Genomic DNA, 25,437 nt, shown 5'->3' on the forward strand with positions numbered 1-25,437 from the left:
GGAGCAGACCATGGATCCGCGCAGTGAAGTACTGCTTCGTCAGGCCGAACTTTTTCAAGGCAACCTGCTGTTGGTCGGTTTGCCCGCCGACGACCTGCTCGGTCGCCTGCCCAACGCCCACGGCTGGAGCTGGCATGCCGGCGATCAGGCGGCACTCGACGCACGCTTCCCCGAGCGCAGCCAGTTCGGCGTGAACGTGCCCGAACGCTCGTTTGATGCGGCGGTGATCTTCCTGCCCAAATCCAAGGACCTGACCAACTATCTGCTCAATGCCGTGGCTGCGCGCCTGCCCGGCGCCGAGCTGTTTCTGGTGGGAGAGAAAAAAGGCGGTATCGAAAGCGCCGCCAAGCAGATGATTCCCTTGGGCAAACCGCGCAAGCTCGACAACGCCCGCCATTGCCAACTGTGGCAAGTCACCGTGGCCAACGCCCCGCAGGCGGTGGCGCTGGAGAGCCTGGCGCAAGTCTTTGACGTACCGCTGGCCGAAGGGCCGCTCAAGGTAGTGAGCCTGCCCGGCGTGTTCAGCCATGGGCGCCTGGATCGCGGGACCGAGCTGTTGCTGGAGCACCTGGACAAACTGCCCAGCGGCCATCTGCTGGACTTCGGTTGTGGCGCGGGCGTGCTGGGGGCCGCAGTCAAACGTCGCTATCCGCACAACACCGTGACGATGCTGGATGTGGATGCCTTTGCCGCCGCCAGCAGCCGCCTGACCCTGGCCGCCAATGGCCTGGAAGCCGAGGTGCTGACCGGTGATGGCATTGATGCCGCGCCAATGGGGTTGAATGCGATCTTGAGCAACCCGCCATTCCACGTAGGGGTGCATACCGATTACTTCGCCACGGAAAACCTGCTGCGAAAAGCGGCGAAACACCTGGCAAAAGGCGGCGAACTGCGGCTGGTCGCCAACAGTTTCCTCAAGTACCAGCCGTTGATCGAAGAGCATCTGGGCGTGTGTGCGGTCAAGGCCGAAGGCAATGGCTTTCGCATCTACCGCGCCAAGCGCGGCTGACGGACGTTTGAAAAAGAAGGCTTGCCGAATGGATTTTGCCTAGGCAGAATCCGCTCCGTCCTAGGGGAGTAGTCTCCCACGAGCGCCACGCTCGTCCGGCATACGTCAACATACTTGGTCAACAGACCATGGCGTATGCGACCCAGGAGTCCGCATAGACGGACCGGGGTTTGACAAGACCTATGACACGCACACCTTACCCGGGGCGGGAAGGCTGTACGTGTCATAGCCGTGTCGACCCGCCCCTGGAAACCTACCTGATGCTGGATTCATTACTCGTTCCTACCGCAATCGTTGCCCTGGCCGAAATAGGCGACAAGACGCAACTGCTCGCACTCATTCTCGCTGCCCGCTTTCGCAAGCCCTGGCCGATCATCGCCGGCATTATCGCCGCGACCCTGGCCAACCATGCGGCCGCCGGTGCCGTGGGGGCCTGGTTTGGCAGTTTCTTCTCGGATGCGGTGTTGCACTGGATCCTTGCAGCAAGCTTCTGTGCCACGGCGTTGTGGACGCTGGTGCCGGACAAACTCGACGATGACGAAGCCAGCACCTCACGCAAGTTCGGGCCGTTCCTGACCACGCTGATTGCGTTCTTCCTCGCGGAAATCGGTGACAAGACGCAGATCGCCACGGTGATGCTGGCGGCGCAATATCCAGAGCTATGGCTGGTGGTCATCGGCACCACCCTGGGCATGTTGATTGCCAACGTACCGGTGGTTCTGGCGGGGAATTTCGCGGCGGAGAAACTGCCGTTGACCTTGATTCGTCGACTGGCGGCTTCGGCGTTCTTCATCCTGGCGATTGTCGCGGTGTACAAGGCCATGCAAAGCAGCGGTTGGATCTAAGCCCGTAAACCCCGAATGTGGGAGGAGGCTTGTTCCCTCCCACATTTGGAGCTTCATACCGCCTGGGATATCAGGACTTCTTGGCCTGCTGGTACAACGGCATTACTTTCGGAATCGCCGCCTGCAACGAGGCGATCCGGCTGTCGGAAGCCGGGTGAGTGCTCATGAACTCCGGCGGTGCGCCTTCCGAAGCCTTGGCCATCTTGTTCCACAGCGTGATCGCCGCGTTCGGGTTGTAGCCGGCGCGGGCCGCCAGCTCCAGGCCGATCAGGTCCGCTTCGTTTTCATTGCTGCGGCTGTTGGGCAAGGTCATGCCGTAGTTGGCCACCGTATCGGCCAGTGCCAGACTGTCCTGGCCCAGACCGAACAACGCACCAGCCCCCTGCTTGGCCATCTCGATGCCGTAGGCCTTGGACATGGCTTCACGGCCGTGCTCACGCAAGGCGTGGGCGATTTCATGGCCCATGACCGCGGCCAGTTCGTCATCGGTGAGCTTGAGGTTGTCGATCAACGCGCTGTAGACGAAGATCTTGCCGCCTGGCCCGCAGTTGGCGTTGATCTCATCGCTTTTGATCAAGTTCACTTCCCACTTCCACTGCGCCGCATCGGGGCGGAAGGTAGGCGCCTGGGCGATCAGACGATTGGCGATCGCCTGCACGCGCTTGGCGTTGGCGCTGGTCTTGTCCACCAGGCCTTTGCCACTGGCTTCGCCCAGGGTCTGCTGGTAGGACTGGGCGTACATCTGGTCGACTTCCTGACTCGACAGCATGCTGAACATGTATTGCTTGCGCTCCACGCCAACGGCGCCGCCGCTGGTGGTGTTGACCGACTGACACCCGGCCAGCAATACCGCTGCCGCCAACACGCTCACTGCCAATGATTTCTTCATAAACCCTCTCCCTGAAAACCTGGCCCGTATCCTAGGCGCTCATATGTATCGACGCCAGATACAACAGACGTGTAACCGTTGATTTTCAGACACATCCCACACGCTCCAGCAACGACAGCGAGCATTACATTTGCGACACCTCATCGTATTTTTCGCGGTGATCCCTAATGCCCGGCGCGCCCGTAGCCGATACCACAAGGTGGCCCCTCTCTTTCTGCGTCCGGAGCTTTCATGAAATTCAAGTCGATTCAGTTTTCTGTCGCAGCACTGGCCGGGGCCATTGTCCTGAGTGTGGTTGCGGTGCTGGTGCTCTACGCCTTGTTTACCGGCGCGCGGACCCAGCAGATGGTGCAGGAACGCACTCAACTGCAATTTGAACAAATCATCGAGCAGCGCCTGACCTCGCTGGCGCAAACCCAGGCCACCCTGATTCAGCGGGAACTGGAAGCGCCTCTGGTGACCGCCAAAAGCCTGGCCACCGCCAACGCCCTGCTCGACATGAAAGACAGCAAGGGCGCACCGGCCCTGCAGATCGGCCGCGAGCAACTGATCAACCTGTTGCACGAAACCCTGGTGCGCAACCCGAAAATCCTCGGCGCCTATATCGGCTGGGAGCCCAACGCTATCGATCACAACGACGCTGCCTATGTAAACAGCTCCGTCGTCGGCCTGGATGCCGATGGCCGCTTCATCCCCTGGTGGTATCGCAACGCGGATGGAAGCCTGGGCCTGGATAAACTCGTCGACGTGACCGACCAGAAAATGCTCTCCACCGGCGTGCGCGCCAGCGAGTACTACCTGTGTTCCAAGGAAAGCCAAAAGCCCTGCGTCATCGATCCCGCGCCTTATCAGGTGGGCAGCGCCATGGTGATGCTCGCGTCGTTTATCGAACCGATCATGATCGACGGCACCTTCCAGGGCATCGTCGGTGCTGACCTGTCGGTGAATTTCATCCAGGACATGCTCACCAGCGCCGATCAAAAACTCTACAACGGTGCCGGAGAACTGGCGCTGATCTCCAGCAACGGGCGTCTGGTGGCCTACACCAAGGATCCGGGCAAGCTCGGCGAAAAAGCCAGCGACCTGCTCGACAGCAATGAAATAGCCAACCTCGCCCAATTGAAGGTCGGCCAAGTGCGCTACGACATCGACAGGGAACACGGGCATATCGAGCTGTACCTGCCGTTCAGCATCGGCCAGACCGATGCGCGCTGGACCTTGATGATGCAATTGCCTCTGGACGCGGTGATGGCCGATTCGCAAAAACTGCAAAGCGACCTGCAAGCTCAACGCAAGACCGACATTTTCGGCATGATCGTCGCCGGCCTGCTGGTTGCCGGGATCGGCTTGCTGGTGATCTGGCTAGTGGGCCATGGCATCGCCCGACCGCTCAAGCAAATGGTGGCCATGCTCAATGACATCGCCGAGGGCGAAGGCGACCTCACACGGCGCCTGAGCAGTGACCGCGCCGACGAACTGGGCGCGATCGCCACCGGGTTCAACACCTTCCTGATCAAGTTGCAGGGGATGATCACTCAAGTGGTCAGTTCGGTGCAGAAGGTCAGCGACTCGTCGGAGCACACCGCCGACATCGCGATTCGCACCAATCAGGGCGTGCATAAACAGATGGTCGAGATCGACCAAGTGGCCACCGCCGTGCATGAGATGACCGCCACCGCGCAAGACGTCGCGCGCAACGCCACCCAAGCCGCACAAGCCGCCAGCCATGCCGACCAGGCGGCCAGCCAGGGCATGCGCATCGTGCGCGACACCTCCACGTCAATCGGGGCGCTGGCCGAGGAAATCGGCAAAGCCGTCGGTGTGGTACAGACCCTGGCCAAGGACAGCGAGAACATCAATGCCATCCTGACCGCGATTCGCGCCATTGCCGAACAGACCAACCTGCTGGCACTCAATGCCGCCATCGAGGCCGCGCGGGCGGGTGAGCAGGGCCGTGGCTTTGCCGTGGTGGCGGACGAGGTGCGCAACCTGGCGCAGAAAACCCAAAAGGCCACCGAAGAAATCCAGACCATGATCCAGCAGTTGCAGCAAGGCACGCGGGATGTGGTGCGGGTGATGGAGGACAGTCAGCACCGCACCGATGAAAGCGTGCAACACGCGGCCAAGGCGGCCGAAGCGCTGGAGACCATCAGCCAGGCGGTGTCGGTCATCAACGACATGAACACCCAGATCGCCAGCGCAGCCGAGGAGCAGAGCGCGGTCGCCGAGGACATCAATCGCAACGTGATCAATATCGGCCAGGTGGCCAATGAAGTGGCGGGCGGTGCAGATGAGTCCAGCGCGGCCAGTGCGGACCTGACCAAGCTGGCGGAGCAACAGCGGCGGTTGATCAATCAGTTCAAGGTTTAAGCCGGGGTCAGGCACTCCGGCCCATTGAGCTTGGGATCGTTGACCATATTGGCCAGGACCCGCTCGCGCAACGCGACCGGCTCACTGGCCAGCAACCCCTGCAACACGTGCAATGGCGTTTCGGGATTGAGCCAGGCTTCCTGCCCCGCCGCATCCAGAATCAGCGGACGGCGCTGACTCTGTGCGGCCTGGGTCACCACCGCCGTGCTCAGCCATACCTGCTCCTGCACCGGGTACGCCTCCCAGATCGCGGCGAAAAACAACGTGGAGCCCTCCCCCGGCGTCAGCCAGTACGGGCGCTTGCGCTGGGTGCCGCGCCATTCGTAGAAACCGTTGGCGGGCAGCAGGCAGCGGCGCTGGCGAAACGCCTCGCGGAACATCGGCTGCTCAGCCAGGGTTTCGGCGCGGGCATGGGCGGGGGTACGGGAAAGGTCGGTCAGCCACGGCGGCGTAAGGCCCCAGCGCGCCCGCGCCAGGGTGCGATGGCCGTCGCTCAGGCGCTGGATCAGCACCGAATCATTCGGGGAGATATTCCACTGAGCCTGTTGGTCGGCCGGAAAGCCCGGCAGCGCAGCAAAAGTGGGGTTCCAGCGAAACAGGGCATAACGTCCACACATGGGGCAACACGACTCTTGGGTAAACCGACCGACAGCCTAACAGACCAGTACGTCCGGGAAGCTGTCGGGTTCATCGCCGGGCATCGGCTGTGCGCCCATGTAAGCGGTAATCAGCGCGCGGGCGTCAGCGGCGTGATCATTGTCCACCTCCAGCCCCAGCAGGCCGAATATCGGCAGTTCGCCAGTGCCACCAAGCAGATGATGGCCTACCAGGTGCGCCTCGATCCCCTCGCTGGCGAGCATCTGCTGCAGCAACTCGCCTTCCATCAGGTTTTCCGGTTCATAGATTCGCTGCATGGGCGTACCTGTCATTCATTCTCGGCATGAACTTCAAGCATCCATTCATGACCATCCGTTTGCAGGGTGAAATGGATCGGTCGGCAACACACCGGGCAATCCTCGATGTAGGACTGATCGCCGCCGGAAAGATCCAGCACCGCCTCGACCGGTTCACCACAATAAGGACAATCGTACGACTCGGTTTCCAGCATCGCAGCCTCCACGGTGACTTGTGCGTATAATCGCCGGTCTATTTACAGGGTTATCGTTCGGCCGAGCCCATTACTCAGGCCGCGCCCTGACATTTCCTCTACCTACCCTAGCCGTTTCTAACAAGAGAGCATGATGGGCGAATTCGATACCATCCGACCTTACAACGACAGCGAAGTCCCGGCAGTGCTGGCACGGCTGTTCAGTGACAAGGCCTTTCTGGACATCCTGACCCACTTTCGCTTCCCGCGCTTTGCCGGCGCCCTGGGCTGGCTGCTCAAGCCAATGATCGCCCGCAAACTGCGCCGTGAGTTCGCCAGTGTCACCACCGTGGCCACGCTGCAGGATAAAGTCGAGTACTACGTCGACCACACCATTGACCGGGCGACCGACGGCGTGACCTACACCGGTGTCGAGCAGCTCAAGTCCGGCACTGCCTACCTGTTTCTGGCCAACCACCGCGACATCGTGATGGACCCGGCCTTCGTCAACTACGCCGTGTACCACGCCGGCCTGCCGACGCCGCGTATCGCCATCGGCGACAACCTGCTGCAAAAACCGTTTGTCAGCGACCTGATGCGCCTGAACAAGAGCTTCATCGTGCACCGCTCGATCACCGGGCGAAAGGAGAAAATGGCGGCCTATAACCTGCTATCGGCCTACATCAACCATTCGATCCGCAATGACTGCCAGTCGATCTGGATCGCCCAGGCTGAAGGGCGTGCCAAGGATGGGGACGATCGCACCGAGTCGGCGATCCTCAAGATGTTTCACGTCAGCCGCAAGGACGAGCCGTTCGCCGAGGTGATCCAGTCGCTGAACCTGACGCCGGTGTCCATCAGCTACGAGTACGACCCCTGCGACGCCGCCAAGGCACGCGAACTGTATATCCGCGCCACCACCGGCACCTACACCAAGGCGCCGGGGGAAGATGACGTCAGCATTGCCTTGGGCATCACCGGCTACAAAGGCCGGGTGCACGTGAACTTCGCGCCGCCGATCACCGAGCGTTTTGAAGACACCAAGCTGCTGGCCGCCGAAATGGACCGGCAGATTCTCGGCGGTTATCGATTGTTTCCAGTGCACTACCTGGCGTATGCCCAATGGAGTGAGTCCGACCCGCAATTGCAGGTACCCAAGGCTGCCGAGCTATTCGCGGCCGACGAGCTGGCCAAGGCAAAGGCGGAGTGGGAGCGACGCTTGAACGAATGCCCGGCTGAGCACCGTCCGTTCCTGGTGGTGCAATATGCAACACCGGTGCGTAATCAGTACCGCGTCAAAGCCGGGATTGCACTGTAGGACTTACAGGCGGGTGCTGAGCCAGGAAGTGGCCAGCGCCAGCACAAGGCAGGCGAACCCGATGCGGTAAGCCACACGGTGCGCCCGTTCGGTGCGCACATCCAGGAACAACATCGGCTGGTCGATCGCGCGGTCTTCGCTTTGCGCGGTCAGGTCGGCCATCGCGCGCTGTTCGCGCAGACGGGTGATGAGCAGCAGTGCCGCACCGGGGCAGGCCACCGCTAGCGCGACAACGTTGAACAATAGTGAGCGCAGCGCCATGGTAAACCTCTGTAAAGCAGTGTCTTGGTATCGATTCGGATGAAAACCTGAACGATCGTGGCCTCCGACGCCTGAAACGCTCCCTCCCCCATTGCGGGTTAATGTATCCGGTAATTTATGGCGTCACCTGAACGTCACCTTAACAGTCCACTCTGTGGCCCTTCGAACGTTCAGGAGCTTGTCATGCTGCACGCGCACAACCAGGATCGGCTGTATCTGATTGCCCCCAGCGAGGAACAAGAGGCGCTGGTCGGCTGCCTGGCGTTCAACGTCCAGGATCGCCACTGGCTGGTGTATTGCGCCCTTGGCGGACACCAGCATGCGGACTTGCCGGAGGCCGATCTGTTGACCGGGGTGAGCCTGCTGGACTTCTGTATTGACACGGCAGCATGAAACTGAAGACGAAAAAAAACCGGGCCCATGGGTGAGCCCGGTTTTCCAGCTAGCGGTTATTGCGAACTGAGCAATTGACCGATGCTTGGGTCTTTGAACAGACGGGTCAATGCATCACTCAGCACGTCGCTGACCAGCTTGGTGTTGGTTTCCTGGTTCGGCGCCATGCCGAAGCGCTGATTGAGCGATGCACCGTAGCGGCCGCTGTAGCGACGGGTACCGGCGGTGACGTCAGACTTGAACGTCGCACCAATGGAAGCTTCGGTCACGTACAGGCCTTCTTTCGGCGACTGGTACTTCAGCTCGGCCAGGGTAATGGTCAACTGAGGCGCGCCGGGCGAGTTGGCCGGAGTGAACCCCAACAGACGCACGGCGGCTTCTGCCTGGGCTTGCAGCTTGGGCAGCACGTCCTGGCCGGTCACCGACACGAGGGCGGTTTCCGGGTACAGCCCGCCGCGGGAACCCAAGGTCGGCGATGGACGGCCGTCCACCACACGCACCGACACCGGCTGACCATGGCCTACCGGGGCCAATTGCGTGGTGAGTTTCGGCTCAGGGCTCAGTTGTTGCGGGCTGTTGGCGCAGCCAACCAGGGTCAAGCTGGTCACAGTGATCAAACCGAACAACAGGCGTTGCAACATGCTCTTCTCTCCATAAATCGGGTACCGACAGCCCGGCAGTATAGCGGGGCGCCGCGGCGGGGAACCAGCGCCAGTTAAAACCTATGACCCGCGCCGGCGGTAGCGGTTCGATGTCACCGATATGTCACAGCCGATACATGGTCTCGTCATCCGGGGCAGGCATGCTTGACCTCAATCTCAGGAGGTCTATCGCCATGCATTTTCTCTGGTCCCTGTTTGCAAGCAAACCCGCCATTCGCCAGTTCGCCCTGCTGGATGCGCAAGGCCGCTGCCAGGCGTTCAAAGAATGCTGCCAGCCTCCCGTCGGTGAGGGCTGGGTGGAAATCGACGAAATTCGCCTGAGCTGGATGCATCATCCACTGCCGGCCCATGCCCGTGTCAGCCCACGCCCAGCACGGTCGCCCCGTCACCAACCATTGACCGCCTGACCGAACACCTAATAAAAGTCACAAAACACGCCCATTTCCTTGACGTTCTTCGCTACAATCTCCCCCCGATTATAAGGACGTCTCCTGATCGGGCCTCGCAACATCGTTAATGCCTCGGCATCAACCCCCCCAGATCGCCCACAGAGAGCCGCCCACACAGATCGAGTGAAGCGGGTGCGCTTGCTGTTTCCTTTGCAAACAAACCGTCTTTACCGAATCTGCCAGAGCTGCCATTTCGCTCGGCCACTTGAGTTGTTTGCCCGTATTGCCGCCTGTCGGCAAGGTTGTCCGGGCCAGGTGCCAGGCTGGGGCAGCCCTTTTTTGAGGTTCACGTCTTCAAAAGAGCGTGAAAAAACGGGTTTTCACAACTTCACAAGAGTGTGGCGAGCAAATGAATAGTTTGGCGTTTGTACAAGCACGATCAATGTCTGGAACAGCCCAATCACACAGGACCGAGCACGCCTTAAAAACCGGAGCTTGAGCCTGTCCGCTACGGATTGGTTGCACGCATCGCACGCTTTGACCATAAGTCGAATTGCCACAGCCGCCTATGAATGCGTTCATAGGCAGATTAGCCCGGCAGGAAGCGTGTGCTGAAGTTGCAAAGAATTGCGAATCGGACATGGCGATCCTGGCCATGGGTAACCTGGGGCAACACGTGAACCGCCCCGTCACTCCTGGCAGCCATGCCGTCAATTTGGTGCTGCAGATTTTGGAGACGCGTTAAATGGCGCATAACGAAGCAGTCGACGTAGTACTGGTAGGGGCCGGCATCATGAGTGCCACCCTGGCCGTGCTGCTCAAAGAGCTCGACCCCGGTCTCAAGCTGGAAGTCGTTGAGCTGATGGATTCGGGTGCCGCGGAAAGTTCTAACCCGTGGAACAACGCCGGTACCGGCCACGCCGGACTGTGTGAGCTGAACTACACACCGCAGGCCGCCGATGGCTCCATCGACATCAAGAAAGCCGTGCACATCAACACCCAGTTCGAGGTGTCGAAGCAGTTCTGGGCGTACCTGACCAAAAAAGGCACGTTTGGCTCGTCAAAATCCTTTATCAGCCCGGTACCGCACCTGAGCTTCGTGCAGGGCGAAAAAGGCGTGTCCTACCTGCGCAAGCGCTTTGAAACCCTCAGCAAGCACCATGCGTTCTCGGACATGCGCTACACCGAAGACCGCAACCAGATGGCCGAGTGGATGCCGCTGATGATGCCGGGCCGCCCGCTCGACGAAAAAATCGCCGCCACCCGCGTGCAGAACGGCACCGACGTCAACTTCGGCGCCCTGACCAACCAGTTGCTCAGCCATCTGACCAGCTCGGCGGACGCCCACGTCAAGTACAGCAAGCGCGTCACCGGCCTCAAGCGTAACGGTACCGGCTGGACCGTGAGCATCAAGGACGTCAACAGCGGCAACAGCCGTGAAGTGGACGCCAAGTTCGTGTTCCTCGGCGCCGGCGGCGCGGCCCTGCCGTTGCTGCAGGCCTCGGGCATCGAAGAAAGCAAAGGCTTCGGCGGCTTCCCGGTCAGCGGCCAGTGGCTGCGTTGCGACAACCCGGAAGTGGTCAAGCACCACCAGGCCAAGGTCTACAGCCAGGCCGCCGTGGGTTCGCCGCCGATGTCCGTGCCGCACCTGGACACCCGCGTGGTCGACGGCAAGAAGTCCCTGCTGTTCGGACCTTACGCCGGTTTCACCACCAAGTTCCTCAAGCACGGTTCGTTCCTCGACCTGCCGCTGTCGGTGCGTGCCGGCAACATCGGCCCGATGCTGGCCGTGGCCCGCGACAACATGGACCTGACCAAGTACCTGGTCAGCGAAGTGATGCAGTCCATGGAACAGCGTCTGGAATCCCTGCGCCGTTTCTACCCGCAAGCCAAAGCCGAAGACTGGCGCCTGGAAGTGGCCGGCCAACGGGTGCAGATCATCAAGAAAGACCCGAAGAAAGGTGGCGTGCTGCAATTCGGCACCGAGCTGGTCGCGGCCAAAGATGGTTCGCTGGCCGCACTGCTGGGCGCTTCCCCAGGCGCTTCGGTGACCGTGTCGATCATGCTGGAACTGATCGAGCGCTGCTTCCCGACCAAGGCGGCCGGTGAATGGGCAGCCAAGCTGCACGAGATCTTCCCGGCCCGCGAGAAGGTCCTGGAGACCGACGCCGAGCTGTACCGCAAGATCAACGCGCAGAACAACATCAGCCTGGAACTCGTTGAGCAAAGCAGCGAGGCCGAAAGTTTCGCGTAAGGCCTGCGCCTACACGAAGACATAAAAAACGCCCCGCTCTCGTGATGAGAGCGGGGCGTTTTTGTATGTCTCGGATAATCAGCCGCGGGCGTTTTCGATCAACTCGATGTACTCGGCGGCGTTGCGCTGGTCTTTGATCAGGTCGACAAAGGTCTGACCCTGCTCGTCCTTGCCGTCGAGGTCCAGGCCGGCTTCCTTGAAAAAACCCAGGAACCGCTCGAAGTCGTCGATACGCAGGCCACGGTAGGCCTTGATCAGTTTGTGCAGGGACGGTGAAGTCTTGTCGACCGGCTCAAACGCCAGGAACAACTTGATCTGGTCGTCGCCGATCTCGTCACCAATCACCTGTTTCTTATCTTTACGCATTACCGACTCCAGCCTGCAGACATTTACACGGGGCTTGAAGTCTACCTGCGAGGGACGGACTGCGGAAGCGCTGAGAACCACTGTGGGAGGGGGTCTCAGCGTTCTCGCTACTTGGCGCGCACAGCGCCGGTATGCAGATCCGCCCAGATATGCCCGTTGGCATAACTGAGGAACTGCACATACACCGTGTCATTGCGCAGCAAGTCGACGATCACACGGTATTGGGCCACGGGGTAAGACAGGGTCAGTGTCTTGGTCGTGTCATCAAAGGCCGGTTTTTTCAGGCTTTTGCTTTCGGCATCGAAGTTGAGCACCACTTGGGCGATGCTCGCACCTTTGTTCAGGGGCTTGCCCTTGAGGCGGATCATCAGCGGCGAGGTGACCGGGATCGGTTGCTGGCTGGATTGGCGCTGGTTGCCCACCACCACCGCGAACTCGGTGACTTGCAGCAACTGCTGCTGGTCAGGCTTTTCAGCACGCAGGGTGAGATCATCCGGCGGCAGGAATTGGCCATGCATCGGCGCGGGCGCCGCTGCCAGAGGCAAACTGAGGGTCAGCGCCAAGGCGGCGCAGGTACGTATCAACAGGCTCATGGGCCGCTCCGTGCGAGATAGCCCAGCACTGTAGCTCAATCGAACTGGGCAAGCATCCAGCGTTGATACTCGGCCACACCGGCATCGCCTTCGCGGGGCGCCCAGTCCGCCAATTCGCCCTCGCCGACCGGTCGATACGGCCCGGCCTTGCACTCGAACATCACCGTGTCGGGCGCCAGCACCACCAGGCCATGGAATACCCCTGGCGGCAGATCGACGCCCGAGCACTCGCCGCCCGCCTGCATCACGCGCTTGGCGATCACTTCACCGCTGTCGCTGAACACCAGCACACCCAGGCGCCCCTGGAGCACCAACAGGGTTTCCGCCTTGTCCGCGCTCAGATGTCGATGGGGCGGCACGTAGGTGCTGGGTTGCAGGCCCACGGCCAGCCGATGGCAGGGTTCTTCCATCTGGTGGAAGTTGTGATGGTGCCGACCGCGCGGGCTGGCGGCCGCCTTCTCGGCCAATTCGGCAAACAGCGTCTGATCAAGAAAGCGGGTCATGGCTTACATCCCTTTGACGGCGTAAATCCCATTCGCGTTGCGCCAGTAGCCTTTGTAGTCCATGCCGTAGCCGAAGATATAGCGGTCGATGCACGGCAGGCCGACGAAATCAGCCTTCATTTCCGGGCGCGCCTTGCGGTCGTGATCCTTATCGATCAGCACGGCGGTGTGGACTTTGCGCGCGCCGGCGTGTTTGCAGAAGTCGATGATCGCGCCCAGGGTGTGACCTTCGTCAAGGATGTCGTCGATGATCAGCACGTCGCGGTCGATGAACGAGACTTCCGGCTTGGCTTTCCAGAACAGGTCGCCGCCGCTGGTTTCGTTACGATAGCGGGTGGCGTGCAGGTAGGACGCTTCCAGCGGGAAGTGCAGATGGGTGAGCAATTTGCCGGCGAAGATCAGGCCACCGTTCATCACGCAGAATACTACCGGGTTGGTGTCGGCCATTTCGCGAGTGATCTGTGCCCCCACCTTGGCGATCGCCTCTTCGACTTGCGCTTCGGTATACAGGCAGTCAGCCTCGCGCATGATTTGACGGATATGCTCGAGATCAACGGACATGGCGCTCTCCAAGGGGTGCGGTGGCAAGAAAAGCGGGCAAAGGTACGCATATGAGACGCAACGTTCAAGCCTTAATGGACTAACGTGCTAGATGTCTATAGGACAACACCCTCGGATAGATTAATCTAGGCCGGTTTTTTTGCCCGCCGCCGGAGCCTTTCCCATGCCCACTCGCGAGATCCGCCACCCGCTGATCCGACACAAACTCGGCCTTATGCGCCGCGCCGACATTAGCACGAAGAACTTCCGCGAGCTTGCTCAGGAAGTCGGAGCGCTGCTCACTTACGAAGCCACCAAAGACTTACCCCTGGAAACCTACGAGATCCCAGGCTGGGCCGGTCCCGTCCAGGTCGAGAAGATCGCCGGTAAGAAAATCACCGTGGTGCCGATCCTGCGCGCCGGTATCGGCATGCTCGAAGGCGTCCTCAGCCTGATCCCGGGCGCCAAGGTCAGCGCCGTGGGCGTAGCCCGCAATGAAGAAACGTTGCAGGCCCACACCTACCTGGAAAAACTCGTACCGGAAATCAACGAGCGTCTGGCAATGATCATCGACCCGATGCTCGCCACCGGCAGCTCCATGGTCGCCACCATCACCCTGCTGAAAAAAGCCGGTTGCAAGGACATTCGCGCCATGGTGCTGGTCGCCGCGCCCGAAGGCATCGCCGCCGTCGAGAAAGCTCACCCGGATGTGCAGATCTACACTGCGTCCATCGACGAGCGCCTGAATGAAAACGGCTACATCATCCCGGGCCTGGGCGATGCCGGTGACAAGATTTTCGGTACCAAGCAGAAGGACGCGTGAGCATGCAGGATGAATTCAACGACCCGCTTTGGCGCCAGATCCTGTCTGGCGCACAAATGCTCTTCGTAGCATTTGGCGCGCTGGTGTTGATGCCGCTGATCACAGGTCTGGATCCAAACGTCGCCCTGTTCACCGCAGGCCTGGGCACGCTGTTGTTCCAGGTGGTGACAGGGCGGCAGGTGCCGGTATTCCTGGCCTCGAGCTTTGCCTTCATCACTCCGATCATTCTCGCCAAGGGTCAGTTCGGCCTCGCGGCGACCATGGGCGGGGTGATGGCAGCCGGCTTCGTTTATACGTTTCTCGGCCTGGCGGTGAAGATCAAGGGCACCGGTTTTATCGACCGCTTGCTGCCGCCGATCGTCATCGGGCCGGTGATCATCTCCATCGGCCTGGCCATGGCGCCGATCGCCGCGAATATGGCGATGGGTAAATCCGGTGACGGTGCCGAGCTGATCCATTACCAGACGGCGATGCTGATCTCGATGCCGGCGCTGCTGACCACGCTGATCGTGGCGGTATTCGGCAAGGGCATTTTTCGCCTGGTGCCGATCATCTCCGGCGTGCTGGTGGGCTTTGCCATGGCGTTCTACTTCGGCGTGGTCGACACGGCCAAGATCGCTGCGGCCCCATGGTTCGCCCTGCCCCACTTCACCGCGCCGGAGTTCAACTGGCAGGCGATTCTGTTTATCGTCCCGGTGGCCCTGGCCCCGGCGATCGAACATATCGGCGGTGTGATCGCAGTAGGCAGCGTAACCGGTCGCGATTACCTGAAGAAGCCTGGCCTGCACCGCACCTTGCTCGGTGACGGCATTGCCACCACGGCCGCCGGCCTGTTTGGCGGCCCACCGAACACCACCTACGCCGAAGTGACCGGCGCCGTGATGCTGACCAAGAACTACAACCCGAAAATCATGACCTGGGCAGCGGTGTTTGCCATCAGCCTGGCGTTTATCGGCAAATTCGGCGCACTGCTGCAAAGCATTCCCGTACCAGTGATGGGCGGGATTCTGTGCCTGCTGTTCGGCTCGATTGCCGCGGTGGGGATGAACACGTTGATCCGCCACCGGATCGACCTGGGCGAAGCGCGCAACCTGGTGATTGTGTCGGTGACCCTGGTGTTCGGCATTGGCGGTGTACTGGTGGGTACCGGCACCGGCCCGGATGATTTCGGCCTCAAGGGCATCGCCCTGTGTGCGGTGGTAGCGATTGGTTTGAACCTGCTGCTGCCGGGCAATGATGGCTGGAAGAACAAGAAATCGGATGAGCCGTTGCTGTAACACCGAGCCTCTGTAGGAGCCAGCTTGCCGGCTCCTACAGAGAGTGTTTACAGGTAGCCCAGGCCATCGACCAACGCCTGGTTCTGCTCAGGCGTGCCGATACTGATCCGCAGGAACTGGGCAATCCGCTCCTGCTTGAAGTGCCGCACAATCACCCCTTGCTCACGCAACTTGGCGGCCAGGCCGGCCGCATCGTGCCGTGGGTGGCGGGCGAAGATGAAGTTCGCAGCCGATGGCAACACTTCAAACCCCTTGCCTTCCAACTGCGCGACCAGCGTGTTGCGACTGTCGATCACCCACTGGCAGGTCTTCTCGAAATACTCACGGTCCTCGAATGCCGCCGCAGCGCCGACAATCGCCAGGCGATCCAGCGGATAGGAGTTGAAGCTGTTCTTGACCCGCTCCAGTGCCTCGATCAAATCCGGGTGGCCCACCGCCAGGCCCACGCGCAAACCGGCCAGCGAGCGGGATTTGGACAGGGTCTGGGTTACCAGCAGGTTCGGGTAACGATCCACCAGGCTGATCGCGGTTTCGCCGCCGAAGTCGATATAGGCTTCATCGACCACCACCACCGAATCCGGGCTGGCCTTGAGTATCTGCTCCACCGCCTCCAGCGCCAATACGCAACCGGTCGGCGCGTTCGGGTTGGGGAAGATGATCCCGCCGTTCGGCCTGGCGTAGTCCGCCACACGGATCTGGAACTGCTCATCCAGCGGCACCGGGTCGGACGTAATGCCGTAGAGGCCGCAGTACACCGGATAGAAGCTGTAGCTGATATCCGGGAACAGCAGCGGCAAGTCGTGTTGGAACAAAGCGTGGAAGATGTGTGCCAGGACTTCATCGGAACCGTTGCCCAGGAACACTGTGCTTGTATCGACGCCGTAATACTTGGCCACGGCCTGCTTGAGCAGGTCACTGTTCGGGTCTGGGTACAAGCGCAGGTTATCGTTCAACTCGGCCTGCATCGCGGCCAGCGCCTTGGGCGATGGGCCGTAGGGGTTTTCATTGGTGTTGAGCTTGACCAGCTTGGTCAGCTTCGGTTGCTCCCCAGGCACGTAAGGCACCAGGTCCTTGACGAAGGGGCTCCAGAATTTGCTCATCTCAATTACCTTTCTTGTCGTCAAGGATGCGGTATTCAGCACTACGGGCGTGGGCGCTCAGGGATTCACCACGGGCCAGCACCGAGGCGGTCTTGCCCAGTTCGGAGGCGCCTTGTGGCGAGCAGAAGATGATCGACGAACGCTTCTGGAAGTCATACACCCCCAGCGGCGACGAGAAGCGCGCAGTGCCGGACGTCGGCAACACGTGGTTGGGGCCGGCGCAGTAGTCGCCCAGGGCTTCGCTGGTGTGGCGGCCCATGAAGATCGCGCCGGCGTGGCGAATCGACGGCAGCCAGGCCTGAGGGTCGGCCACGGACAGCTCCAAGTGCTCCGGCGCAATGCGGTTGGCCACTTCGATGGCCTGTTCCATATCACGCACCAGAATCAGCGCACCGCGAGCGTTGATCGACTTCTCGATGATCTCGGCGCGATCCATGGTCGGCAGCAATTTATTGATGCTGGCGGCGACCTTGTCGAGGAACTCGGCATCCGGGCTGACCAGGATTGCTTGGGCATCTTCGTCGTGCTCGGCCTGGGAGAACAGGTCCATGGCGATCCAGTCCGGGTCGGTCTGGCCATCGCATACCACGAGGATTTCCGAGGGTCCCGCGATCATGTCAATACCGACCTGGCCGAATACATGGCGCTTGGCGGTGGCGACATAGATGTTACCGGGGCCGACGACCTTGTCGACCATCGGCACGCTTTCGGTGCCATAGGCCAACGCGGCGACAGCCTGGGCGCCACCGATGGTGAACACACGGTCGACCCCGGCGATGCAGGCGGCGGCCAGCACCAGCTCGTTGATTTCACCGCGCGGGGTCGGCACCACCATGACCACTTCAGTCACGCCGGCGACCTTGGCGGGAATCGCATTCATCAGCACCGACGACGGGTACGAAGCTTTACCGCCCGGCACGTAAAGACCGGCGCGGTCCAGCGGCGTGACCTTCTGGCCCAGCACGGTGCCATCGGCCTCGGTGTAGCTCCAGGAATCCTGTTTCTGTTTTTCGTGGTAGCTGCGCACCCGCGCCGCCGCCAATTCCAGGGCTTCGCGCTGAGGTACAGTGATGCGCGTCAGGGCAAGCTCCAGACGCTCGCGCGGCAGGATCAGATCCGCCATGGACTTGACGTCCAGGCCGTCGAACTGGCGGGTGAAGTCCACCAGCGCCGCGTCGCCGCGCTCGCGCACAGCCTTGATGATGTCGAGCACCCGCTGGTTGACCGAGTCGTCGGACACGCTTTCCCAGCTCAACAGATGATCCAGATGGCGGGCGAAATCCGGGTCGGCAGCGTTGAGTCGGGCAATTGCAGTGGACGTGGTCATAGCGAGGGCCTCATAGGATTGGCAAAAACTCAGGCGCCCTAAACTAGCAGTCGTTTCCGCTTGGGCACCTGAGAATTCTGGCTATGAGGCGGATAGACGGGCGCAGCCTTCAGGCTACGCGGGTAAGTCAACCGCGGTGTCGAGACTCCACTGCCGTGCGCAGGGTGTCGATCAACGCCTGGATACGGGCGTGCTGCATCTTCATCGAAGCTTTGTTGACGATCAGCCGGGAGCTGATGTCGGCAATGAAATCCTGGGGTTCGAGACCGTTGGCACGCAGGGTGTTGCCGGTGTCGACCACGTCGATGATCTTGTCGGCCAGGCCGATCAGCGGCGCCAGCTCCATCGAGCCGTAGAGCTTGATGATATCGACCTGACGGCCTTGTTCGGCGTAGTAGCGCTTGGCAACGTTGACGAACTTAGTGGCCACCCGCAGGCGACCTTTAGGCTCGACATCACCGACCCGACCGGCAGTCATCAGCTTGCACAGGGCAATGCGCAGGTCCAGCGGCTCGTACAGACCCTGGCCACCGTACTCCATCAACACGTCTTTACCGGCAACGCCCAGATCGGCCGCGCCATGTTCAACGTAGGTCGGCACGTCAGTAGCCCGCACGATCAACAGGCGAACGTCGTCCTGGGTCGTGGGGATGATCAGCTTGCGGCTCTTGTCCGGATTCTCGGTCGGCACGATGCCTGCTTCAGCCAGAAGCGGCAAAGTATCGTCAAGGATGCGGCCCTTGGACAGTGCGATGGTCAACATGGGAAACGTCAGTCCTTCATCAGGCTATTGCGCTCTGGTCGCAAACGGCGCCAGACACAGATCGAGGCCATTACAGCCTCGATTTGAAACCAATCAATCAACAGCAAACCGTGGCGAGGGCACTTGCCCCCAGCGGGAGCGAGCGCCCTCGCCACCATTGCAGCCCCTGGGACTAGCCCGGTACGCGGCGGATTTTCGCGCCGAGCATCTGCAGTTTTTCTTCGATGCACTCATAGCCACGGTCAATGTGGTAGATGCGGTCGATCAGGGTGTCGCCGTCAGCGCACAGCGCGGAGATCACCAGGCTGGCCGAGGCCCGCAGATCGGTGGCCATGACTGGCGCGCCCTTGAGTTTCTCAATGCCGGTCACGATGGCCGTATTGCCTTCGACCTGGATCTTCGCGCCCATGCGGTGCAGTTCGTACACGTGCATGAAGCGGTTTTCGAAGATGGTCTCGATCACGGCACCGGTGCCTTCGGCAATCGCGTTCAGGGAGATGAACTGCGCCTGCATGTCGGTCGGGAACGCTGGGTACGGGGCTGTCCGCACATTGACGGCTTTTGGCCGCTTGCCGTGCATGTTCAGCTCGATCCAGTCTTCACCGGTGGTGATTTCAGCTCCGGCTTCCTTGAGTTTTTCCAGTACGGACTCAAGGATGGTCGGATCGGTGTCCTTAACCTTGACGCGGCCACCGGTGACGGCAGCGGCAACCAGATAGGTCCCGGTCTCGATGCGGTCCGGCATCACCTTGTAGGTGGCCGAATGCAGGCGCTTCACACCTTCGACAGTGATGGTGTCGGTGCCGGCACCGGTGATGTTGGCACCCATGGCGATCAGGAAGTTGGCCAGGTCGACCACTTCCGGCTCGCGCGCGGCGTTTTGCAACACGCTGCGGCCGTTGGCCAGGGCTGCGGCCATCATGATGTTCTCGGTACCGGTCACGCTGACGGTATCGAAGAAGAAGTTGGCGCCACGCAGGCCGCCTTCCGGCGCCTTGGCCTTGATGTAGCCGCCTTCGACGTCGATGGTCGCGCCCATGGCTTCCAGACCACGGATATGCAGGTCCACTGGACGTGAGCCAATGGCGCAACCGCCAGGCAGGGCCACTTCAGCCTCACCAAAACGGGCAACCATAGGGCCCAGCACCAGGATCGATGCACGCATGGTTTTCACCAGCTCGTACGGGGCGATCAGGGTCTTGATGGTGCGCGGATCGATTTCGACGGAGAGTTTTTCGTCGATCACCGGCTCAATGCCCATGCGACCGAACAGCTCGATCATGGTGGTAATGTCGTGCAGGTGCGGCAGGTTAGCCACAGTCACCGGGCCATCGCACAGCAGGGTCGCCGCCAGGATCGGCAAGGCGGAGTTTTTCGCACCGGAGATGCGGATCTCGCCATCAAGGCGGGCACCACCGGTAATAATCAATTTATCCATAAGAATCTCGACGCCTTGGGGGCTCAGGTGCGCTCGGCCCAGGCCGCGCGGCTGAAAAATTTCATAGTGACCGCATGGATGCTGCCATCGGTGATCCACGGGTTCAAATGGGCATAGATCTGCTGTTGACGCTTGACCGGGCTCAATGCCGCCAGTTCATCGCTAATCACATTCAGCTGGAAATTGCAGCCTTCGCCTTCAACCGCAACCTCAGTATTCGGCAGCTTTCCTTCAAGGAAGCTCTTAACTTCTAGGGCCTGCATGCTCAACCTCTATCGGCGCCCAGTGCGCGCGGGTCGCACATCATACAAAAAAGCCCCGCGCCTGCGAACCCCGCATAGCAGGACTCTGACGGGGGGCCTTTTCAATAATGTGTATTAAGGATGCGCCAACAGCTCCGTCAGACCGGAAACCTCGGCAATTTCACGCATGTCGTCGGGCAAAGCACGGATGCTGACTGGCTTTTTGGCGGCCTCGGCATCACGTATGAAACACAGTAACAACGACAGGCCCACACTGCTGGACTTGGTGACCGCCGAGCAATCGAGCACCAGCGCAGGCGCGGTGCAGGACTCGATCAAGGCCTGGCCCTGCTTGCGCAGGTCAGGCCCGGTGCGGTAATCCAGCACGCCGCTGAGGAACAGCTCGCCGGCATCGCCAAGACGAACGGCCGACTCACTCATTGCACAGGCTTCCCGGCAGCTTTATCGGTCTCTTCCTTGGCCTTGGCGACTTCACCGGCCCAACCATTGATGGTCTTGTCCAGATTGTTGCCATTGCGCTGCATCGCGTCGGCGAACTGATCGCGGAACAGCTTGCCAATATTGATACCGTTGATGATGACGTTACGCAGTTTCCACTCGCCGTTGACCTTCTCCAGCGTGTACTGCACAGGGTAGACGGCGCCATTGTTGCCTTTGACGGTCATGCCAACGCTGGTGCGATCGCCCGACTCATCCTTGGCAGAATCGACGGTGATCCCCTGGTTGTTGTACTCCAGCAGGGCGTTGCCATAAAACTGGAACAGGCCCTTCTTGAAGTTTTCCTGGAACGTCTGCATCTGCGCAGGGGTGGCCTTGCGCGAATACTTGACCGTCATGATGCTGCGGGAAATACCTTCGGCATCGACCACCGGACCAACGATGGTGTTCAGTGCGTCGTAAAACTTAGTCGGATCTTGCTTGTACTGCTCTTTATTGGCAGTCAGGTCAGCCAACATCTTGTCGGTCGTCCCCTTTACCAGATCGTGCGCAGAACCTGCCGCGTTTGCCATCAACGGCAGCACTGCAAGCAGCACAAGAAGGCCGCGTCGCAAGGTAGAGATCATGTACAGATTCCTCATTTGGCGTCTTTATTGACCGTATTGAGCAGGAATTTACCGATCAGGTCTTCAAGCACAAGTGACGACTGCGTGTCGTGGATGGTCGAGCCATCCTTGAGCAGGGCTGTTTCCCCGCCCACGCTGATACCGATGTACTTTTCGCCCAACAGACCCGCGGTCAGGATGGATGCAGTGGAGTCGGTCGGCAGGTTATCGACCTTCTTGTCCAGTTGCATCGTCACTCGCCCGGTGAAGCTGTCGCGATCCAGATCGATTGCGGTGACCTTGCCGATGGTGACACCGGCCATGGTCACTTTAGCTCTGACAGTCAAACCGGCGATATTGTCGAAGTACGCGTAAAGTTTATAAGTATCGGCAGTGGGGCTGGCCGATAGGCCACTGACCCGCAGGGCCAGCAACAGTAAAGCCAGGATGCCAGCCAGCAAGAAAAGGCCGACACCGATTTCCACAGTGCGGTTTTGCATCAGAAATCTCCAAACATCAAGGCGGTCAAAATGAAGTCAAGGCCCAGTACCGCCAGCGAGGCGTACACAACGGTCTTGGTGGTGGCGCGACTGATCCCTTCTGAAGTGGGCTCACAGTCATAGCCTTGGAATACGGCGATCCAGGTCACTACAAAGGCGAAGGCGATGCTTTTTATGATGCCGTTGACCACGTCTCCACGGAAGGCCACGCTGTTTTGCATGTTGGCCCAGTAGGAGCCGTCGTAGACACCCAACCAGTCAACCGCCACCCACGAACCGCCCCAGATCCCCACAACGCTGAAAATCATCGCCAGCAGCGGCAGGGAAATGAAGCCGGCCCACAGGCGTGGGGCAACGATGTACTTGAGCGGGTCCACACCGATCATTTCCAGGCTGGACAATTGCTCGGTCGACTTCATGTTGCCGATTTCGGCGGTCAGTGCAGAACCTGCGCGCCCGGCGAACAGCAATGCAGTCACTACAGGCCCGAGCTCACGCAACAGCGTCAGGGCAACCATCTGCCCCACCGCCTGCTCCGAACCGTAGCTGGAAAGGATATTGAAGCCCTGCAACGCCAACACCATGCCGATGAACACCCCGGAGACCACAATGATCACCAGGGACATCACGCCCACCGAATGCAGTTGCTTGATCAGCAGGCCGAAACCGCCACCAATGCCGCCGCGACCGAGCAGGGCGTGGAACAGGAAAATCGTCGAACGGCCCAGCACCTCGATGATGTCGATGCCGGAACGACCGAAAAGGCGAACCTTCTCGATAAGAGATGTCTTGCGCATCAGCGCTTCCCCAGAAGATCTAAGCGGTAATCCGCTGCCGGAAAGTGAAAAGGCACAGGGCCATCAGGGTCGCCGGTCATGAATTGGCGAATACGCGGGTTGTCTGCATTCATCAATTCTTCAGGCGTGCCCTGGCCCAGCACCTGGCCATCACCCACTACATACAGGTAGTCGGCAATGCTCGCGGTTTCTGCAAGATCATGGGAGACCACAATACTGGTGATCCCCAACGCGTCGTTGAGCAGGCGGATCAGGCGCACCAGTACGCCCATGGCGATAGGGTCCTGGCCGACGAAGGGTTCGTCGTACATGAGAATCTGTGGATCGAGTGCGATGGCCCGCGCCAGGGCGACCCGGCGCTTCATGCCGCCGGACAACTCGTCAGGCATCAGGTCGAGGGCGCCGCGAAGGCCCACGGCCTGCAGTTTCAGCAACACAATGTCACGAATCATTTCATCGGACAGCTGGGTATGCACCCGCAGCGGAAACGCCACGTTCTCGAAAACATCGAGATCAGTGAACAGCGCGCCGCTCTGGAACAGCACGCCCATGTGCTTGCGCGCATCGAACAGCTCGCTGCGCGATAACGTCGGCAGGTTCTGACCATTGACCCACACTTCGCCTGCGTTGGGACGCAATTGCATGCCCATCAGGCGTAACAGGGTGGTCTTGCCGCAACCGGAAGGCCCCATGATGCCCGTGACCTTGCCGCGGGGAATGCGAATATCGACGTTATTGAAGATGCTGCGCGTCCCGCGCTTGAAGGTCAGTCCCTTCAGCTCGACCGCGTAGGCGTTATCGGCACTCATCTAAACTCCTTGGGATTCAGCCTCTCACTCAGACACCACGCCTGCGACAAACGTTTGCACCGGTAGCGCAACAGATAGCCACATAGTCTGGGCGGACCGAACTGGCGGCGAACTATATCACCGCAGGTCCAAGCCCCCCAAGACCGGAACAGCGCTTGTTCAGATCCGAGACAGGGAAAAACGTTGCGAGGCATGTTACCAAAGAGGGAACCTCAGGCGCCTGACGACGAAAGCCTGACGAACTTGCGTGAGGGAATTGATCATTACCGCTATAATCGCCGCCTTTTCGTCAGGCTATACGATTTCAGACATGAGCCAATCCAGCGACCTTATTCAATCCGCACAACGCACCATCCGCCTAGAGCTTGAAGCCGTAGAGGGCTTGCTGGCCCATATCGACGCGGATTTCGTACGCGCGTGCGAGATGATTCTGGCCAGCAAAGGCCGCGTTGTCGTAGTGGGCATGGGCAAGTCAGGCCATATCGGCAACAAAATCGCCGCCACCTTGGCGAGCACCGGGACCACAGCATTTTTCGTGCACCCGGCCGAGGCCAGTCACGGCGACATGGGCATGATCACCAAGGATGACATCATCCTGGCGCTGTCCAACTCCGGCACCACCAACGAAATCGTGACCCTGCTGCCGCTGATCAAGCGCCTGGGCATCAAGATGATCAGCATCACCGGCAATCCGGAATCGACCATGGCCAAGGCCGCCGAGGTCAACCTGAATGTTCACGTGACCCACGAAGCCTGCCCGCTGAACCTCGCGCCCACCTCCTCCACAACCGCAGCCCTGGTCATGGGCGACGCCCTGGCCGTGGCATTGCTGGAAGCCCGCGGTTTTACCGCTGAAGACTTCGCGTTTTCCCACCCCGGTGGCGCCCTCGGCCGTCGCCTGTTGCTTAAAGTGGAAAACGTCATGCATTCGGGCGATGAATTGCCGCACGTCCAGCGCGGCACCTTGTTGAAGGAAGCGCTGATGGAGATGACGCGCAAAGGCCTGGGCATGACTGTCATCCTGGAAGCCGACGGACGCCTGGCCGGGGTGTTCACCGATGGTGACTTGCGTCGCACCCTGGACCGCACCATCGATATCCACACCGCCACCATCGACACCGTGATGACGCCCCACGGCAAGACAGCCCGCGCCGAAATGCTGGCGGCCGAAGCGCTGAAGATCATGGAAGACCACAAGATCGGCGCACTGGTGGTGGTCGATAGCGACGACCGCCCGATTGGCGCCCTGAACATGCACGACTTGCTACGTGCGGGAGTGATGTAAATGACCAGCGACCTTTTGCAACGCGGCAAACACATCAAGCTGGCGATTTTCGACGTTGACGGCGTACTGACCGATGGCCGCCTGTACTTTCTCGAAGACGGCAGCGAATTCAAGACGTTCAACACCCTCGACGGCCAGGGCATCAAGATGTTGATGGCTGCGGGCGTGCAAACGGCGATTATCAGCGGCAGAAAAACTCCCGTTGTGGAACGCCGCGCACAAAACCTGGGGATTCCTCACCTGTATCAGGGCCGTGAGGATAAACTGGTGGTTCTGGACGAGCTTCTTGGCCAACTCAACCTAAGCTACGAGCAGGTCGCCTACTTGGGCGATGACCTGCCAGACCTGCCGGTGATCCGTCGCGTGGGCCTGGGCATGGCCGTTGCCAATGCCGCGGCGTTTGTTCGCGAGCACGCCCATGGCATCACCGCCGCGCGCGGTGGCGAAGGTGCAGCCCGCGAGTTCTGCGAGCTGATCCTACGTGCCCAGGGCAGCCTTGAAGCGGCCCACGCCGCCTACCTATAGAGCGTTTT

The 25,437-nt window shown here is 60.4% G+C and carries 31 protein-coding genes, 1 pseudogene and 1 riboswitch; of the genes and pseudogenes, 12 read left to right on the forward strand and 20 right to left on the reverse strand.

Features of this window, described 5'->3' with window-relative positions; genetic code table 11:
- The first annotated feature begins 10 nt into the window (after positions 1-10).
- Together ACLH0J_RS29120 and ACLH0J_RS29125 are read left to right on the forward strand one after the other, a co-directional pair.
- On the forward strand, positions 11-1,009 hold the full coding sequence (locus tag ACLH0J_RS29120) for a methyltransferase (RefSeq protein ID WP_411390148.1): 999 nt from the start codon (positions 11-13) through the stop codon (positions 1,007-1,009).
- Positions 1,010-1,060: 51 nt separating this feature from the next.
- A riboswitch (yybP-ykoY riboswitch) is annotated at positions 1,061-1,180 on the forward strand.
- Between the two features lie 89 nt (positions 1,181-1,269).
- On the forward strand, positions 1,270-1,854 hold the full coding sequence (locus ACLH0J_RS29125; RefSeq protein WP_010565713.1) for a TMEM165/GDT1 family protein: 585 nt from the start codon (positions 1,270-1,272) through the stop codon (positions 1,852-1,854).
- A gap of 70 nt (positions 1,855-1,924) precedes the next feature.
- Here ACLH0J_RS29125 and ACLH0J_RS29130 read toward each other — a convergent pair whose 3' ends face one another.
- Entirely contained in the window at positions 1,925-2,743 is an 819-nt protein-coding gene (locus tag ACLH0J_RS29130; protein WP_411390149.1) for a M48 family metalloprotease, read from the reverse strand.
- Between the two features lie 1,311 nt (positions 2,744-4,054).
- Between ACLH0J_RS29130 and ACLH0J_RS29135 the strand changes: the two are divergent.
- Positions 4,055-4,255: pseudogene (locus tag ACLH0J_RS29135) on the forward strand (HAMP domain-containing protein); the annotation flags it as partial.
- 114 nt (positions 4,256-4,369) lie between these two features.
- Positions 4,370-5,113 (forward strand): methyl-accepting chemotaxis protein, encoded by a 744-nt coding sequence (locus ACLH0J_RS29140; RefSeq protein ID WP_411392907.1) that lies wholly within the window; start codon positions 4,370-4,372, stop codon positions 5,111-5,113.
- On the opposite strand, the gene ACLH0J_RS29145 is transcribed toward ACLH0J_RS29140, so the two are convergent.
- From ACLH0J_RS29145 to ACLH0J_RS29155, 3 genes are read right to left on the reverse strand one after another with little or no spacing between them, the layout of a single operon-like run.
- Positions 5,110-5,730, reverse strand: coding sequence for an SOS response-associated peptidase (locus ACLH0J_RS29145; RefSeq protein ID WP_411390150.1), 621 nt, complete (start codon positions 5,728-5,730; stop codon positions 5,110-5,112). The two genes, ACLH0J_RS29140 and ACLH0J_RS29145, sit on opposite strands and share 4 nt — an antisense overlap.
- 36 nt (positions 5,731-5,766) lie before the next feature.
- Entirely contained in the window at positions 5,767-6,027 is a 261-nt protein-coding gene (locus ACLH0J_RS29150) for a putative signal transducing protein (RefSeq protein ID WP_411390151.1), read from the reverse strand.
- An 11-nt stretch (positions 6,028-6,038) separates the two neighbouring features.
- Entirely contained in the window at positions 6,039-6,221 is a 183-nt protein-coding gene (locus ACLH0J_RS29155) for a CPXCG motif-containing cysteine-rich protein (RefSeq protein WP_411390152.1), read from the reverse strand.
- 133 nt (positions 6,222-6,354) lie between these two features.
- Between ACLH0J_RS29155 and ACLH0J_RS29160 the strand changes: the two genes are divergently transcribed.
- A complete protein-coding gene (locus ACLH0J_RS29160; protein ID WP_411390153.1) occupies positions 6,355-7,518 on the forward strand; it encodes a 1-acyl-sn-glycerol-3-phosphate acyltransferase in 1,164 nt (387 codons plus the stop codon).
- 3 nt (positions 7,519-7,521) lie between these two features.
- Here ACLH0J_RS29160 and ACLH0J_RS29165 read toward each other — a convergent pair whose 3' ends face one another.
- Positions 7,522-7,779, reverse strand: coding sequence for a hypothetical protein (locus ACLH0J_RS29165; RefSeq protein ID WP_411390154.1), 258 nt, complete (start codon positions 7,777-7,779; stop codon positions 7,522-7,524).
- Between the two features lie 183 nt (positions 7,780-7,962).
- Between ACLH0J_RS29165 and ACLH0J_RS29170 the strand changes: the two genes are divergently transcribed.
- Entirely contained in the window at positions 7,963-8,172 is a 210-nt protein-coding gene (locus tag ACLH0J_RS29170) for a hypothetical protein (RefSeq protein WP_010565721.1), read from the forward strand.
- A 56-nt stretch (positions 8,173-8,228) separates the two neighbouring features.
- Here ACLH0J_RS29170 and ACLH0J_RS29175 read toward each other — a convergent pair whose 3' ends face one another.
- Positions 8,229-8,813: a YajG family lipoprotein gene (locus ACLH0J_RS29175; RefSeq protein WP_411390155.1), complete on the reverse strand. Its 585-nt coding sequence runs from the start codon at positions 8,811-8,813 to the stop codon at positions 8,229-8,231.
- A 194-nt stretch (positions 8,814-9,007) separates the two neighbouring features.
- Between ACLH0J_RS29175 and ACLH0J_RS29180 the strand changes: the two genes are divergently transcribed.
- Both ACLH0J_RS29180 and mqo read left to right on the forward strand, forming a co-directional pair.
- The gene (locus ACLH0J_RS29180; protein WP_411390156.1) at positions 9,008-9,241 is read left to right on the forward strand and encodes a hypothetical protein; all 234 of its coding nucleotides are present in this window, start codon (positions 9,008-9,010) and stop codon (positions 9,239-9,241) included.
- A gap of 727 nt (positions 9,242-9,968) precedes the next feature.
- On the forward strand, positions 9,969-11,477 hold the full coding sequence (gene mqo / locus ACLH0J_RS29185; RefSeq protein ID WP_411390157.1) for a malate dehydrogenase (quinone): 1,509 nt from the start codon (positions 9,969-9,971) through the stop codon (positions 11,475-11,477).
- Positions 11,478-11,555: 78 nt separating this feature from the next.
- Here the strand turns inward: mqo and ACLH0J_RS29190 are convergent, their stop codons facing one another.
- From ACLH0J_RS29190 to ACLH0J_RS29205, 4 genes are all read right to left on the reverse strand, one after another.
- Positions 11,556-11,843: a PA4642 family protein gene (locus tag ACLH0J_RS29190; protein WP_411390158.1), complete on the reverse strand. Its 288-nt coding sequence runs from the start codon at positions 11,841-11,843 to the stop codon at positions 11,556-11,558.
- Between the two features lie 107 nt (positions 11,844-11,950).
- Positions 11,951-12,436 (reverse strand): hypothetical protein, encoded by a 486-nt coding sequence (locus ACLH0J_RS29195; protein WP_411390159.1) that lies wholly within the window; start codon positions 12,434-12,436, stop codon positions 11,951-11,953.
- Positions 12,437-12,471: 35 nt separating this feature from the next.
- Positions 12,472-12,939: a WbuC family cupin fold metalloprotein gene (locus tag ACLH0J_RS29200; RefSeq protein WP_411390160.1), complete on the reverse strand. Its 468-nt coding sequence runs from the start codon at positions 12,937-12,939 to the stop codon at positions 12,472-12,474.
- Positions 12,940-12,942: 3 nt separating this feature from the next.
- The gene (locus ACLH0J_RS29205) at positions 12,943-13,500 is read right to left on the reverse strand and encodes a hypoxanthine-guanine phosphoribosyltransferase (protein WP_411390161.1); all 558 of its coding nucleotides are present in this window, start codon (positions 13,498-13,500) and stop codon (positions 12,943-12,945) included.
- A 163-nt stretch (positions 13,501-13,663) separates the two neighbouring features.
- Between ACLH0J_RS29205 and upp the strand changes: the two genes are divergently transcribed.
- Together upp and ACLH0J_RS29215 are read left to right on the forward strand one after the other, a co-directional pair.
- Entirely contained in the window at positions 13,664-14,302 is a 639-nt protein-coding gene (upp, locus tag ACLH0J_RS29210; protein ID WP_411390162.1) for a uracil phosphoribosyltransferase, read from the forward strand.
- A gap of 2 nt (positions 14,303-14,304) precedes the next feature.
- Positions 14,305-15,579: a uracil-xanthine permease family protein gene (locus tag ACLH0J_RS29215; protein ID WP_411390163.1), complete on the forward strand. Its 1,275-nt coding sequence runs from the start codon at positions 14,305-14,307 to the stop codon at positions 15,577-15,579.
- Positions 15,580-15,626: 47 nt separating this feature from the next.
- Here ACLH0J_RS29215 and hisC read toward each other — a convergent pair whose 3' ends face one another.
- From hisC to ACLH0J_RS29265, 10 genes are all read right to left on the reverse strand, one after another.
- Positions 15,627-16,679, reverse strand: coding sequence for a histidinol-phosphate transaminase (gene hisC / locus ACLH0J_RS29220; protein WP_411390164.1), 1,053 nt, complete (start codon positions 16,677-16,679; stop codon positions 15,627-15,629).
- A gap of 1 nt (position 16,680) precedes the next feature.
- Positions 16,681-18,006, reverse strand: a complete 1,326-nt coding sequence (gene hisD, locus ACLH0J_RS29225) for a histidinol dehydrogenase (RefSeq protein ID WP_411390165.1) — start codon at positions 18,004-18,006, stop codon at positions 16,681-16,683.
- Positions 18,007-18,133: 127 nt separating this feature from the next.
- Positions 18,134-18,769: an ATP phosphoribosyltransferase gene (gene hisG / locus ACLH0J_RS29230; protein ID WP_003171824.1), complete on the reverse strand. Its 636-nt coding sequence runs from the start codon at positions 18,767-18,769 to the stop codon at positions 18,134-18,136.
- Positions 18,770-18,941: 172 nt separating this feature from the next.
- A complete protein-coding gene (gene murA, locus ACLH0J_RS29235) occupies positions 18,942-20,207 on the reverse strand; it encodes a UDP-N-acetylglucosamine 1-carboxyvinyltransferase (protein WP_411390166.1) in 1,266 nt (421 codons plus the stop codon).
- Between the two features lie 23 nt (positions 20,208-20,230).
- Entirely contained in the window at positions 20,231-20,470 is a 240-nt protein-coding gene (locus ACLH0J_RS29240; protein WP_010567702.1) for a BolA family protein, read from the reverse strand.
- A 114-nt stretch (positions 20,471-20,584) separates the two neighbouring features.
- Entirely contained in the window at positions 20,585-20,890 is a 306-nt protein-coding gene (locus ACLH0J_RS29245) for a lipid asymmetry maintenance protein MlaB (RefSeq protein ID WP_411390167.1), read from the reverse strand.
- Complete coding sequence (locus ACLH0J_RS29250; protein WP_411390168.1) at positions 20,887-21,534, reverse strand: phospholipid-binding protein MlaC; 648 nt, start codon at positions 21,532-21,534, stop codon at positions 20,887-20,889. Before ACLH0J_RS29250 ends, ACLH0J_RS29245 begins: the two co-directional genes overlap by 4 nt.
- 11 nt (positions 21,535-21,545) lie before the next feature.
- Positions 21,546-22,013, reverse strand: a complete 468-nt coding sequence (mlaD, locus tag ACLH0J_RS29255; protein ID WP_017845975.1) for an outer membrane lipid asymmetry maintenance protein MlaD — start codon at positions 22,011-22,013, stop codon at positions 21,546-21,548.
- Positions 22,013-22,810: a lipid asymmetry maintenance ABC transporter permease subunit MlaE gene (gene mlaE, locus ACLH0J_RS29260; protein ID WP_411390169.1), complete on the reverse strand. Its 798-nt coding sequence runs from the start codon at positions 22,808-22,810 to the stop codon at positions 22,013-22,015. Before mlaE ends, mlaD begins: the two co-directional genes overlap by 1 nt.
- Positions 22,810-23,619, reverse strand: coding sequence for an ATP-binding cassette domain-containing protein (locus ACLH0J_RS29265; RefSeq protein ID WP_010567697.1), 810 nt, complete (start codon positions 23,617-23,619; stop codon positions 22,810-22,812). Before ACLH0J_RS29265 ends, mlaE begins: the two co-directional genes overlap by 1 nt.
- Before the next feature lie 310 nt (positions 23,620-23,929).
- Between ACLH0J_RS29265 and ACLH0J_RS29270 the strand changes: the two genes are divergently transcribed.
- Positions 23,930-24,904 carry a KpsF/GutQ family sugar-phosphate isomerase gene (locus tag ACLH0J_RS29270; protein ID WP_411390170.1) on the forward strand — a complete coding sequence of 325 codons (975 nt, stop codon included), beginning with the start codon at positions 23,930-23,932 and terminating at the stop codon, positions 24,902-24,904.
- Entirely contained in the window at positions 24,905-25,429 is a 525-nt protein-coding gene (locus tag ACLH0J_RS29275; protein ID WP_124403096.1) for a KdsC family phosphatase, read from the forward strand.
- Positions 25,430-25,437: the final 8 nt, after the last annotated feature.

The organism is Pseudomonas sp. MPB23, assembly GCF_046605395.1.
GTDB lineage: Bacteria > Pseudomonadota > Gammaproteobacteria > Pseudomonadales > Pseudomonadaceae > Aquipseudomonas.